We start from the raw sequence: 13,339 nt of genomic DNA, 5'->3' as shown, positions 1-13,339 counted from the left end.
CATGGCCTCGCGTCTCGACTCCGGCGACGATCTCGAAGAGATCCCCGACATCAACGTCACGCCCTTCATCGACGTGGTGCTGGTGCTGCTGATCATCTTCATGGTGGCGGCACCCCTGGCGACGGTGGACGTGCCGGTGGACCTTCCGGCCTCGACGGCGCAGGCCGCGCCGCGCCCCGACAAGCCGCTGTTCCTCAGCGTCAAGGCCGACCTCGGGCTGGCGCTGGGCGAGCAGGCGGTGACGCGCGAGACGCTGGGTGCGGCACTCGACGGCGCCACCGGCGGCGACAAGGCCAGCCGCGTTTTCCTGCGCGCCGACAAGTCGGTGCCCTACGGCGAGCTGACGGAGGTGATGAACGCCTTGCGCGCCGCCGGTTACCTGAAGGTGGCGCTGGTCGGGCTGGAAAGCGCGGCCGCGCCGAAATGACGGTCCTGCCGACATGACGGTTCAAGAGTTTCCGGGCGAGTTCGGTATCGCCGGCGAGCGGTCCGGCCGGTCCGCCGCGCGCTGGGGCGGCTGCGCCTTGCTGGTCGCCGGCCTGCACGCCGGGCTGGGAGCCGGGTTGTTCGCCTGGGAAACGCCCGTCGCGCCGGTGACGCCGCCACCGGCCGCGCTGATGATCGAGATGGCTCCGCTGCCCGCGGCACCGCAGGAGGTGGCCAAGGAAACCCCGCCCGCGCCGGAGCCCGTGCTCGACCTTCCGCCGCCGGAACTGCCGCCCGAGCCGGTGATCGAGCCGGAACCGTTGCCCGAGCCGCCGCCCGAACCCGTCGCGGAGCCGGTGGTGGAGCCGGTGGTGGAGCCGGAACCTGTCCCCACCCCGGCGCCGGAGCCCGAGGTGGTGCTGCCGGCCGAGAAGCCGAAGCCGCCCGCGCCCAAGCCGGTGCCGCCCCGCGTCGAGCGCGCGAAGCCCGAGCCAAGGAAGGAGCCCCGGCCGGCACCGCCCAAGGCGCCCGCCGCCGCCCCGGCCCTGCCGGTGCCGGATGTCGCCCCCGTCGCCGCCGCACCCGCACCGGGTCCCGCCTCCACCCAGGCGAACCGCGCCCCGCCGAGCTGGCAGGGGCTGCTGCTCGGCCATCTCGAACGGCACAAGCGCTATCCCCGAATGGCCCGCTCGCGCCGCCAGGAAGGGGTGGCGCAGGTCCGCTTCACCATGGACCGCCAGGGCAAGGTGCTGTCCGTCAGCCTCGCCAAGAGCAGCGGCTTCAAGGCGCTGGACGAGGAGACGATCGCCATGGTCGAGCGTGCCTCGCCGCTGCCGCCGATCCCGCCGGGCGTCGGCGGGGACCGGATGGAGCTGGTCGTGCCCGTGCAGTTCTTCATCCGCTGAAGGCAGACGGCGAAAGGACGGCGCGGCGGGCGGAATTGCGCTAGGTCAATGAGGGCCGGGGGCGGAAGGAGCACAAAGGGCTCATCCGAAACAGCAGAAACGGGAGTGACCCCGATGCTTCCCCAGACCATGAAGGCCGCCGTCGTCCGCGCCTACGGGCAGCCGCTCGTCATCGAGGAAGCGGCGGTCCCCCGGCCGGGTGCCGGCCAGATCCTGGTGCGGATCGCCGCGACCGGCGTCTGCCACACCGACCTGCACGCCGCCGACGGCGACTGGCCGGTGAAGCCGGCGCTGCCCTTCATCCCCGGCCATGAGGGCGTCGGCACGGTGGCCGCCGTCGGTGCCGGCGTCACCAACGTCAAGGAGGGCGACCGCGTCGGCGTGCCCTGGCTCTACACCGCCTGCGGCCATTGCGAGCATTGCCTGACCGGCTGGGAGACGCTCTGCACCGAACAGCAGAACACCGGCTATTCGGTGAACGGCGGCTACGCCGAATATGTGCTGGCCGACGCGGATTTCGTCGGGCACCTGCCGTCCAACATCCCCTTCGCCGAGATCGCCCCGATCCTGTGCGCCGGCGTCACCGTCTACAAGGGCCTGAAGGAGACCGAGGCGCGGCCCGGCCAATGGGTGGTGATCAGCGGCATCGGCGGGCTCGGCCACGTCGCCGTGCAGTACGCCAAGGCCATGGGGCTGCACGTCGCGGCGGTCGACGTCGCCGACAGCAAGCTGGCGCTGGCGAAAAGCCTCGGCGCCGACCTCACGATCAACGCCTCGGCGGTCGATCCGGTGAAGGAGATCAAGGCGACCATCGGCGGCGCGCACGGGGTGCTGGTCACCGCCGTCAGCCGCAGCGCCTTCGCCCAGGCCATCGGCATGACGCGGCGCCACGGCACGGTCAGTCTCGTCGGGCTGCCGCCGGGCGAATTCCCGGTGCCGATCTTCGACGTCGTCCTCAACCGCATCACCATCCGCGGCTCCATCGTCGGCACCCGCGCCGACCTCGCGGAATCGCTGATGTTCGCGGGCGAGGGCAAGGTGAAGGCCACCGTCTCCACCCGGCCGCTGGAAGCGGTGAACGAGGTGCTGACCGGCCTGCGGCTCGGCGCGGTGGACGGCCGCGTCGTCATGCTCCCCTGATCCCCGTCCGGATGGGAACGGCATCCATGTCCTCCAGCATGTCCACGGCAACCGATCCGGACGGCCTGCTCGGCGCCTTCGCGGACAAGCGGAACGCGAGCGAGCTGGCCCATGTCGCGGAGAACGAACGGCGCTTCGTGGTGGAGGCCCGGCGCGACCGCATGCTGGCGCATTGGGCGGAACCCCTGCTGGGCCGGTCGGTCGGGACCTACTTCTCCGAACTGGTTTCGGCCGACCTGACCGGGCCGGGCGAGGGCGACGTGGTGGCGAAGCTGCTGGCCGACCTCGCCGCGGCGGGGCATTCCATCCCGGAGGAGGAGATCCGCCGGTTGATGGTCCGCTTCGAGGCGCTGGCCCTGCGCGGCGTCCTCCAGGAGGAATCGGGCCAGGAGGAGCCCGGCCTGGAAAAGGCCGGCTGAGCAGGGCTCCTTCGTTCCTATTCCCGCGACCGTATCGGCAAAGCGCCGCCGTCCCGTCCAGCAAGCCTGGGCGGGGCGGCGGCGCTTTGCGCGTGGGGCGGCCTTGCGCACAGGGCATTTGCCGGTTAAGCCAGGAAACCCCATCGTTATGGCTTGCGCAGGGCGCCCTGGCCGACGGTCCGGGCGGACGCAGGGATTCGAAAGGAAATGAGCATGTATCGCGATGTCCTCCTCTACATCGATGGAACATGGCAAGGGAGCGCCGCCGGCAAGACCATCCCCGTCGTCAACCCCGCGACCGAGGAGGTGATCGGCACGGTCGCCCACGCGGAGGAGACGGATCTCGACCGGGCGCTTGCCGCCGCCGAGAAGGGCTTCGCCGTCTGGCGCCGCATGTCCGCCTTCGAGCGCTCCAAGATCATGCGCAAGGCCGCCGACCTCCTGCGCGAGCGGTCCGGCGACATCGCCCGGCTGATGACGATGGAGCAGGGCAAGCCGCTGGCCGAGGCGCGCACCGAGACCATGGGTGCGGCCGACACCATCGACTGGTTCGCCGAGGAGGCGCGCCGCGCCTACGGCCGCGTCGTCCCGGCCCGCGCCGAGGGCGTCTACAACCTCGTGGTCAAGGAGCCCGTCGGCCCGGTCGCCGCCTTCACCCCCTGGAACTTCCCGATCAACCAGATCGTGCGCAAGCTGTCGGCGGCGCTGGCCGCGGGCTGCTCGATCATCGTCAAGGCGCCGGAGGAGACGCCGGCCTCGCCGGCCGAGCTGATCCGCGCCTACGCCGACGCCGGCGTGCCGGCGGGCGTGATCAACCTCGTTTACGGCGTGCCGGCCGAGATCTCCAGCTACCTGATCCCGCACCCGGTGATCCGGAAGATCTCCTTCACCGGCTCCACCCCCGTGGGCAAGCAGCTGGCGGCACTCGCCGGCCAGCACATGAAGCGCGTCACCATGGAGCTGGGCGGCCACGCGCCGGCCATCGTCTTCGACGACGCCGACCTCGACGCCGCCAGCAAGGTGCTGGCCGCCGCCAAGTTCCGCAACGCCGGCCAGGTCTGCGTGGCCCCGACGCGCTTCCTGGTGCAGGAGAAGGTCTACGACGCCTTCCTCGACCGCTTCGTCGCCGCCGCCCAGGCCATCAAGGTCGGCGACGGGCTCGACGCCGGCAGCACCATGGGGCCGCTCGCCAACGAGCGCCGCGTCCAGGCGATGGAGGCTCTCGTCGCCGATGCCGTCCAGATGGGCGCCACGGTGCGCACCGGCGGCAAGCGCATCGGCAACAAGGGCTATTTCTTCGAGCCGACGGTGCTGACCGGCGTGCCGCTGGACGCCCGCGCCATGAACGAGGAGCCCTTCGGCCCCTTCGCCATGGTCGCCCCCTTCACCGACCTGGACGATGTGGTGGCGGAGGCGAACCGGCTGCCCTTCGGGCTGGCCGCCTACGCCTTCACCCGCTCGACCCGGACGGCGACGGCCATCGCGACGCACGTCGAGACGGGCATGATGACCATCAACCACAACGGCCTCGCCGTGCCCGAGGTGCCGTTCGGCGGCGTCAAGGACTCCGGCTACGGCTCGGAAGGCGGCAGCGAGGCCATCGAGGCCTATCTGAACGCCAAGTACGTGTCGCAGGCGAGCCTGTAAGCGCGCCTCCGGGGCGCCGGCTTCCCCGCGCGGGAGGCCGGCGCCCCGGCCCATCGGCGGGATTGCCCGACGGCCTCCCGCGGCTAAGCTGGACCACGGCAACCGGGAGACCTCAGCATGATCGACCTCTATTACTGGCCGACCCCGAACGGCCACAAGATCACCATCTTCCTGGAGGAAGCTGGGCTGGACTACGCCATCCATGCCGTGAACATCTCGGCTGGCGACCAGTTCAAGCCGGACTTCCTGGCGATCAGCCCGAACAACCGCATGCCGGCCATCGTGGACCGGGCGCCCGCCGACGGCGGCGAGCCGATCCCCGTTTTCGAATCCGGTGCCATCCTGACCTACCTCGCGGAAAAGACCGGCCGCTTCCTGCCCTCCACCGTGCGGGAGCGCAAGACGGTGCTGGAATGGCTCTACTGGCAGATCGGCGGGCTCGGGCCGATGGCCGGGCAGAACCACCACTTCAACCGCTACGCTCCGGAACGGATCGAATACGCGATCAATCGTTATGTCGGCGAGACCGGCCGGCTGTACGGCGTGCTGGACAAGCGGCTGCAGGGCCGGGCCTTCATCGCCGGAGACGATTTCACCATCGCCGACATGGCCTGCTACCCCTGGATCGTGCCCCACGAGAACCAGAACCAGAATCTTGAGGATTTCCCCGACCTGAAGCGCTGGTTCGAGGCCGTCCGCGCCCGCCCGGCCGTGGTCCGCGCCTATGCCAGGGCCGACGACTTCAAGCAGCCCGCCGTCACGGAGGAGGGCAAGAAGATCCTGTTCGGCCAGAGCGCCGCGACGGTGAAGCGGTAACGCGCCCCGAAGGGCGGCGGCGGGACGAATCGCCGCAACCGCAGGTGCGCTCCGCATGTTGGAAGGGGGTTGACCCGGAACGGCCCTCTTCCTTTACTCTCGCCTTCCGGGGGCATGGCCGGTTTCGGCGCACGGCCGTATGGGACGGCGAATTCGAGGGATGGCGTTGGCGGGCGAAACAAGAGACGGGAACCAGGATCTCCGCCCCCTTCAGGCCATGCTGGACACCGTGCCCGACGGCGTCGTCATCATCGACGCCCGGGGGTGCATCCAGGCCTACAACCCGGCCTGCGAACGGCTCTTCGGCTGGACGGCCGCGGAGGTCCTCGGCCGGAACGTGAAGATGCTCATGCCGCCGCCCTTCCGGGAGGAGCATGACGGCTATCTCGACCATTACCACCGCACGGGCGAGCGCCGTATCATCGGCATCGGCCGCGAGGTCATGGGCGCCCGCAAGGACGGCACGACCTTCCCCATGGAACTTTCGGTGGGGCAGGCCGAGCAGGAGGGCGCTCCCGTCTATGTCGGCATCATCCGCGACCTGACCGAACGCCGCCAGGCCGAGACGGCGCTGCGCGAGCGCGAGGCGCGGCTGGCCTCCATCCTGGAGACCGTGCCGGAGGCGATCATCGTGATCGACGAGCGCGGCGCCATCGAGTCCTTCAGCCCGGCCGCCGAACGGCTGTTCGGCTACAAGGCGGAGGAGGTGACGGGCCGCAACGTGGACATGCTGATGCCCTCGCCCTACCGCGAGCAGCATGACCGCTACATGTCCAATTACCTCGGCAGCGGCGTGCGCAAGATCATCGGCATCGGCCGGGTGGTCTCGGGCCGGCGGAGCGACGGATCGGTCTTCCCGATGGAACTGGCGGTGGGGGAGGTGAACCTTGCCGGCCGGCCCATGTTCACGGGCTTCGTCCGCGACCTGACCGAGCGGCAGGCCACCGAGAAGCGGATGCAGGAGCTTCAGTCCGAACTGCTGCACGTCAGCCGCGTCAGCGCCATGGGCCAGATGTCCGCGACGCTCGCGCACGAGCTGAACCAGCCGCTCACCGCCGTGATCAACTACGTCAAGGCGACGGGGCGCCTGCTGGAGCGGCTGGGGGGCCAGACAGCGGGCGGGCAGGAGGGCGGACCGGACGGGGCCGTCGTCGCCAAGGTGCGGGAGACGATGGACAAGGCCGCGTCCCAGGCGGCGCGCGCCGGCCAGATCATCCGCCGGCTGCGCAACTTCGTCGAGAAGGGCCATCCCGAACGGCGACCGGAAAGCCTCAACAAGGTGGTGGAGGAGGCGAGCGCGCTGGCGCTGGTCGGCGCCAAGGAAAGCAACGTGCGTGTCCGCATGAACCTGCTGCCGGACGACCCGTCCGTGCTGATCGACAAGATTCAGGTGCAGCAGGTGCTCCTCAACCTCGTGCGCAACGCGGTCGAGGCGATGGCCGCCTGCGACCGGCGGGAGCTGACCATCGCCACGGCGCAGGATCCGGACACCGCCGGGCTGCTGCGCGTGACGGTCAGCGACACCGGACCCGGACTGGCGCCCGAGGTGGCCGCACAGCTCTTCCAGCCCTTCGTGACCACGAAGCAGAAGGGGATGGGGCTCGGCCTGTCGATCTGCCGCTCCATCATCGACGCCCATGGCGGCAGCCTGTGGCAGGAACGGACCTCCGACGGCACCGCTTTCCATTTCACCGTCCTCGCGGTGCCGGACGAAGGGGACGAGGAATGACCGGAAGGACCGAACCGCCCATGCGGCAAGACCAGCAAGACCAGACCGTCTTCATCGTCGACGACGACGAGGCCGTGCGGGACTCCCTGGCGATCCTGCTGGAAAGCGCGGGCTTCCAGGTGGAAAGCTTCGACTCGCCCCTGGCCTTCCTGCGCTCCGACGCTCCCTCGCGGCCCGGCTGCCTGCTGACCGACGTCCGCATGCCGGAGATGAACGGCATCGAGATGCAGGAACGCCTCGTCCGGGAAGGGCGGACCCTGCCGGTGATCGTCATGACCGGCCATGCCGACGTGCCGCTGGCTGTGCGGGCCATGAAGGCCGGGGCCGCCGATTTCATCGAAAAGCCCTTCGAGGACCAGCAGCTCATCGACAGCCTGCGGGCGGCGCTCGCCCGCGCCGCCGCTTCTGCTTCCGCCGCCGGGGTGGCGCCGACCGCCGCGGAAACCGCGCAACCGGCCGAATGCCCGCCGGAGATCGCCGGCCGCCTGGCGCTGCTGACCCCGCGCGAACGCGACGTGCTGCAATGCCTGCTCGAGGGCAAGTCGAACAAGATCATCGCCTTCGACCTGTCGATCAGCCCGCGGACGGTCGAGATCCACCGCGCCCGCGTGATGGAGAAGATGCAGGCGGACAGCCTGCCGCTGCTCGTGCGCATGGCGATGGCCGCCGGCCTGGCGCCCCGGTCCTCCTGACCGGCTTGATCTGAATCAGTTCTCCGCCAGTAAGGATAACCCCGTATTCCGGCGGGGGGACGTGCGGCCCTATTTTCAAAGTCTGGCCGCACGCGTCCCGAGGGGACCGGGCGGCACGTCGCTTGGAAGACCGGAGGTGCCGCGTGGCGGAGACAGGGGAGGGGATCGTCCACATCGTCGATGACGACGATCCCGTGCGCGACTCCATCAGGGCGTTGCTGGAGGCCTGCTGCTTCGAGGTCCGGGATTACCCGTCCTGCACCGATTTCATCGAGCGGTATGACGGCAAATCAAAGGGTTGCATGCTGCTGGACCTGCACCAGCCGGTGATGAGCGGCCTCGACTTCATGGAGCGCTTCGGGACGAGCCTGTCGGGCATGCCGGTGATCATGATCTCCGGCCGGGCCGACACGGCCACGCGCGACCGGGCCAAGGAGGCCGGCGTCGTCGCCTTCCTGGAGAAGCCGTTCGACGACGACCTGCTTCTGGAGATGATCGGGCGCCTGCTGCCGCCGGCCGCCGCGGATTCGGCGCATAGGTAGTTTCCCTTACGTAGGTTTCCTTACGTATCTTTCCGAACTGCACAGGAAAACGCCGCCCCGCTATCAAGAGGACACCAAGTCGCTGGGCAGTCTTCTCGAAGTCAGGGGTTCCGAACATGGGCGTTCAATTCCACAACGGTAACGTCAAGCCGTCGCTGCACGCCTTCATGGGCACCACGCTGCCCGGCTCGCGGCCCGGCTTGGGGATGGAAGCTCCCCTCGGCATTTTCGGCGACCGCGCCGGCGACGACACCGCCGTTCTCGACGCCATGGGCGAGGCCCGGCTGTTCGACCGCGACCAGTCGCTCTTCGCCGAAGGCGACGCCGCCAACGCCGTCTACCGCGTGATGGACGGGCTGGTCCGTCTCTACAAGCTCCTGCCCGACGGGCGCCGGCAGATCATCGGCTTCCTGCGCGGCGGCGACATGATGGGGCTGGCGGCCGGCGAGCGCTTCGCCTACACCGCCGAGGCGGTCGTCCCCTCCACCGTTCGCCGCATCCCGCGCGCCCGCGTCACCGCCCTGATGGACGAGCGTCCGGCACTCGCCCGCACCCTGCTGGCGGCCATGACCGCCGAGCTGATGGCGGCACAGGAGCAGATGCTGCTGCTCGGCCGCAAGACGGCGCGCGAGAAGCTCGCCACCTTCCTTCTGGCAAACGACGAGCGGGCGCAGGACGCGTCGGGCCGCATCGACCTGCCGATGAGCCGCACGGACATCGCCGACTATCTGGGCCTGACCACCGAGACGGTCTCGCGCGAATTCACCAAGCTGAAGACCGCCCGCGTCATCCGCCTGATGGAGGGCGGCAAGGTCGAGCTGGTGGACCGCGACACGCTGTCCGAACTCGCCGAATGCGCGTGAAGAGGCCAGGTCACGAAAACTCCCCGTTTCTTGTCACGGTTTCCTGTATTTTTTGCTGAATCTAGCAGATTTGCCTCACTAATGCCCTCCCTTGGTTGACCATTCTGGCGCGGCATCACAACCGCAAAGGATACCGACCAATGGCTACTACCACGGGCACCACCGACCTCAACGTCGTCGTGAACGCCTATGGCCAGTCCGCCGGAGGCGTCTGGCCGCATTTCCGCCTGCTCATCGACGGCAAGGATGCCGGACAGGCGACGGTGAGCGCGACCAATCCGAGCGCCTACAGCTTCACCACACAGGTTGCCGCCGGGCAGCCGCACCGCGTCCAGGTCCATTACGACAACGACGCCTCGGTGAACGGCCAGGACCGCAACCTCTACGTCAAGTCCGTCAACGTGAACGGACACAGCCTGCTCCCGACGCAGGCCTCCTACGACCGCAACGCCCTGGATGGCCAGGATGTCGTCGCCGGGCAGGAAGGCATGTGGTGGGGCGGCGCGCTGACCTTCGACACGCCGGCCTCCTACTACGCGGCTGCCACGCCCGTCGCCACCACGCCCGCGCCTACGACCGGCATCGACACCATCACCGTGAACGCGAAGGGCATCGCCGGCGCGCATTTCAACCTGCTGGTGGACGGCAAGAAGGTGGGCGAGGGCACCACCGGCACGACCGCCAAGGATTTCACCTTCAAGACCGACCTGGCGGCGGGCACCGCGCACAAGGTGCAGGTCCAGTACGACAATGACGGCTACTACAACGGCCAGGACCGTTCGCTCTCCGTCAACAAGATCACCATCAACGGCAATGCCGTCCTGCCGACCGACGGCATCGTGACCTACGACAAGGGTGCCTTGGACGGCCGCGACGTGGTCAAGGGCCAGTCCAATCTCTGGTGGAACGGCACCCTCGTGGTCGATGCGCCGAAGAGCTATTTCCCGGCCGGCACGACGACGGTTCCGCCCGCCGACACCTCGGCCCCCGTGCAGGGCACCGGTTCCGACACCATCACGGTGAGCGCGAAAGGCGCCGGCAGCGCGCACTTCTCCCTGCTGGTGGACGGCAAGAAGGTCGGCGAGGGTACGACGACCTCGACCACGAAGGACTTCACCTTCAAGACCAACATCACCGACCTCCAAGCCCACAAGGTCCAGGTGCAGTTCGACAATGACGGCGTCGTCAACGGTGTCGACCGCAACCTGAACGTCAGCAAGATCGCCATCAACGGCAAGTCGGTGCTGCCGACCGACGGTATCGTGACCTACGACAAGGGTGCGCTCGATGGCCGCGACGTGGTCAAGGGCCAGGCCGAGATGTGGTGGAACGGCACGCTGGTCGTGAACGCCGACAAGAGCTTCTTCCCGGCCAACGGCACCAGCACGCCGACACCGACCAACCCGACACCGACCAACCCGACGCCGGCCGACCCGGGGCCCAGCACCCCCGCCCCGACCGGCCCCGCCTTCTATGTGGCGGAGAACGGCAGGGACACGTGGTCCGGCAAGCTCGCGGCTCCCAACGCCGCCGGCACCGACGGGCCCTTCGCCTCGCTGGAAAAGGCCCAGGCCGCCATGCGGTCGAGCGACATCAGCACGACCTACGTCCGCGAGGGCGACTACAACCTGAAGAGCCTGCTCTGGCTCGACGGCCAGGACAGCGGCGTGCGCTTCGCGGCCTACGGCAGCGAGACGCCGGTGATCCACGGCAACGCGCAGCAGTCCGTGACGATCGGCCTCGGCGGCGCCAAGAACGTGACGCTCGAAGGGCTGACCCTCACCGGCGGCCGTGCCGACGGGCACGCGGTCTACGCCAACAACGCCTCCGGCCTGACCTTCAAGAACAACACCGTCGAAGGCGGCGGTTACGGCATCACGGTCGAGAACAGCGCGAACAGCAAGGTCACCGGCAACCACTTCAAGAGCACCGGTGCTGAATCCGTCTATGTGAAGGCCGGCTCCAACTTCACGGAAGTGTCGGACAACCTCGTCCAGCGCCCCAACGCGGCCGACCGCGGCGACGCCGGCATCTGGGTCAACGGCAGCAACGACGTCAAGGTCACGCACAACCAGATCGAGAACTCACCGGCCAAGGCGATCGCCGTCGGCTCGGTCGAGACGACCGGCAGCGATGCGACCTACCGTGCGACGATCGCCTTCAACAAGGTGATCAACGCCAACCTGGAGACGACCGACGGCGGCGGCATCTACCTAATCAACCGCCAGCAGGACCTGACCGGCCACAAGGTCGTCAACAACGAGGTGACCGGCACCTCGGTCGCCGCCGCCGACCCGAGCCAGCAGGTGAGCTGGGGCATCTACCTCGACGACTGGACCAGCGGCGCCACGGTGAAGGGCAACCTCGTCCATGACAACATCGGCGGCGTGTTCCTGCACGGCGGCTGGAACAACACCGTCACCGACAACCTGCTCGCCTCCAACAGCGGCGCCCAGATCGGCCTCCAGCAGGATGTCGCCTGGGGCGGCTGGAAGGGCAAGGTGATGTCCAACAACATCATCACGCAGAACATCGTCGACGTCACCGAGGGCAAGGCCGTCCACATCTACGGGCCGGGCACCGTCGGAACCTTCTCCGAGAACTTCTACGGCCATCTGGAGGCGACGGAGCGCGCCTTCGACGTCTGGCCGCAGGTTCTGCGCAGCGGTTCCACCGGCACCCTGGCCGACTGGCAGGCGGCCGGTTACGACCGGAACTCCCTGACGCTGGACCCGCAGTTCACCAATCCGTCGCAGGACAACTACGGGCTGCCCTCGAACTCCGTGGTGTTCGCCCACGGCTTCGAGGCGATCCCCTATGGCGACATCGGCCTGATCTGATCCGGGGTCTTTACGGATGGGTGAATGAGGTGAAGGGCCGCCCGGCGACGGGCGGCCCTTTCGCCGTTCCGGGGACCGCTCACGATCACCGTGCCCAGGAACCTCCGAACCCCAGGAGGCGTTTGGTCCCACGACGCCGGCTGCCGGGGAGGGGAGGGGATGTTCCGCGGGACGAAGACGGCGGTTCTGGCGGCACTTTTGTCGCTGTCGCCCCTTCCGGCGCTGGCCCACGGCCTGTCGCTGGAGCCCTTGGCCGATCCGTGGCTCACCCTGCCGCTGCTGGCGAGCGGCCTTCTTTACCTCGTCGGTCATCTGCGCCTTGTCTTCCGGCGGCAACGCCGGTCCGGCTGGCCCGTGATCCGGCGTGCGCTGCTGTTCGCCGGCGGCTGGCTCCTGCTGGTGCTGCCGGTGGCCACACCCCTGCATGACTGGGGCGAGGAGTCCTTCGCGGCGCACATGATCGAGCATGAGATCGTCATGGTGCTCGCCGCCCCGTTGCTGGCGATGTCCCGGCCGCTCGGCATCCTGCTGTGGGGCTGCCCCGGCCCCGTCCGGCGCTGGCTGCTGCGGGCCGGGCGACGCGGCGGGCTCGGGCGGCTGTGGCGCCGGCTGACCGACCCGCTGGTCGCGACCGCCCTCCAGGCCATCGTCCTCTGGGGCTGGCATGTGCCGCCGGCCTTCGACGCCGCCGTGGCGTCCTCGCCTTTGCACGCGCTCCAGCACCTCACCTTCCTGGCATCGGCTGTCCTGTTCTGGTGGGCGCTCGCCTATGGCCGGGAGGGGCATCGCGGTTTCGGCATGGGGGCCTTCTGCCAGTTCCTGACGGTCCTGCACACCGGCCTGCTCGCGGCGCTGCTCGTCTTTGCCCGCACCCCCTGGTACGCGAGCTACACCCACCAGCATGGGAGCCTGACGCCGCTGGAGGACCAGCAGCTCGCCGGCCTCGTTATGTGGGTTCCGGCGGGGCTGGTCCACACGGCAGCAGCGCTGGCGCTCTTCGCCCTGTGGCTGAACGGTGCCGGCCGGAACCGCCCGGTTCTCTGGGCCGACTGACCGTCGGCCCGCGTCTGCCCTTTCCCCTGTGACACGGAAGGTTCGAAGAAACTTCACCGTTCCGTCGAAAAAAGCTCTTGCGCCGAAGGGGCCAGGGCACATATAAACCCCTCCACCGACGCAGGCGCCGCTGACGAAGCGGAGCCGGTCGGAAAAGTCAAGTGAAAATGCGGCGAATGCGCTGCGGGATCTTTTAAAAGTGAAGACCGTGTTGTGAGAAGGGATGCGCAGGCGGCGGCTTTGTTGGCCGTTGACGCGGGTCCGGTT

At 68.9% G+C, this 13,339-nt stretch carries 12 protein-coding genes; all 12 read left to right on the top strand.

Features of this window, described 5'->3' with window-relative positions; all coding sequences use genetic code 11:
• Window position 1 precedes the first annotated feature (1 nt).
• The 12 genes from exbD to JUB11_RS26705 all read left to right on the top strand — a co-directional run bounded on the left by exbD (window position 2) and on the right by JUB11_RS26705 (window position 13,072).
• A complete protein-coding gene (gene exbD / locus JUB11_RS26760; RefSeq protein WP_207461848.1) occupies window positions 2-427 on the top strand; it encodes a TonB system transport protein ExbD in 426 nt (141 codons plus the stop codon).
• A 13-nt stretch (window positions 428-440) separates the two neighbouring features.
• Window positions 441-1,331, top strand: coding sequence for an energy transducer TonB (locus tag JUB11_RS26755; protein ID WP_207461847.1), 891 nt, complete (start codon window positions 441-443; stop codon window positions 1,329-1,331).
• 114 nt (window positions 1,332-1,445) lie between these two features.
• On the top strand, window positions 1,446-2,471 hold the full coding sequence (gene adhP, locus JUB11_RS26750) for an alcohol dehydrogenase AdhP (RefSeq protein WP_207461846.1): 1,026 nt from the start codon (window positions 1,446-1,448) through the stop codon (window positions 2,469-2,471).
• Between the two features lie 26 nt (window positions 2,472-2,497).
• Window positions 2,498-2,890 (top strand): ATPase inhibitor subunit zeta, encoded by a 393-nt coding sequence (locus JUB11_RS26745; protein WP_207461845.1) that lies wholly within the window; start codon window positions 2,498-2,500, stop codon window positions 2,888-2,890.
• A gap of 213 nt (window positions 2,891-3,103) precedes the next feature.
• Window positions 3,104-4,537: an NAD-dependent succinate-semialdehyde dehydrogenase gene (locus tag JUB11_RS26740; RefSeq protein WP_207461844.1), complete on the top strand. Its 1,434-nt coding sequence runs from the start codon at window positions 3,104-3,106 to the stop codon at window positions 4,535-4,537.
• Window positions 4,538-4,654: 117 nt separating this feature from the next.
• Entirely contained in the window at window positions 4,655-5,353 is a 699-nt protein-coding gene (locus tag JUB11_RS26735; RefSeq protein WP_207461843.1) for a glutathione binding-like protein, read from the top strand.
• Between the two features lie 160 nt (window positions 5,354-5,513).
• On the top strand, window positions 5,514-7,082 hold the full coding sequence (locus JUB11_RS26730; protein ID WP_207461842.1) for a PAS domain-containing sensor histidine kinase: 1,569 nt from the start codon (window positions 5,514-5,516) through the stop codon (window positions 7,080-7,082).
• Window positions 7,079-7,774, top strand: coding sequence for a response regulator FixJ (gene fixJ, locus JUB11_RS26725; protein WP_247887343.1), 696 nt, complete (start codon window positions 7,079-7,081; stop codon window positions 7,772-7,774). Before JUB11_RS26730 ends, fixJ begins: the two co-directional genes overlap by 4 nt.
• 143 nt (window positions 7,775-7,917) lie before the next feature.
• A complete protein-coding gene (locus tag JUB11_RS26720) occupies window positions 7,918-8,316 on the top strand; it encodes a response regulator (RefSeq protein ID WP_207461841.1) in 399 nt (132 codons plus the stop codon).
• 116 nt (window positions 8,317-8,432) lie between these two features.
• A complete protein-coding gene (locus JUB11_RS26715; RefSeq protein ID WP_247887342.1) occupies window positions 8,433-9,179 on the top strand; it encodes a helix-turn-helix domain-containing protein in 747 nt (248 codons plus the stop codon).
• Window positions 9,180-9,319: 140 nt separating this feature from the next.
• On the top strand, window positions 9,320-12,019 hold the full coding sequence (locus tag JUB11_RS26710) for a carbohydrate-binding domain-containing protein (RefSeq protein WP_207461840.1): 2,700 nt from the start codon (window positions 9,320-9,322) through the stop codon (window positions 12,017-12,019).
• 159 nt (window positions 12,020-12,178) lie between these two features.
• Window positions 12,179-13,072, top strand: a complete 894-nt coding sequence (locus tag JUB11_RS26705; RefSeq protein ID WP_207461839.1) for a cytochrome c oxidase assembly protein — start codon at window positions 12,179-12,181, stop codon at window positions 13,070-13,072.
• Window positions 13,073-13,339: the final 267 nt, after the last annotated feature.

Origin of the sequence: Azospirillum sp. SYSU D00513 (genome assembly GCF_017356015.1) — a bacterium.
In the GTDB taxonomy this organism is placed as follows: Bacteria; Pseudomonadota; Alphaproteobacteria; order Azospirillales; family Azospirillaceae; genus Azospirillum.
The sequence above is the reverse complement of the archived record's forward strand: the minus strand, read 5'-3'. Positions and strand labels throughout refer to the sequence as shown.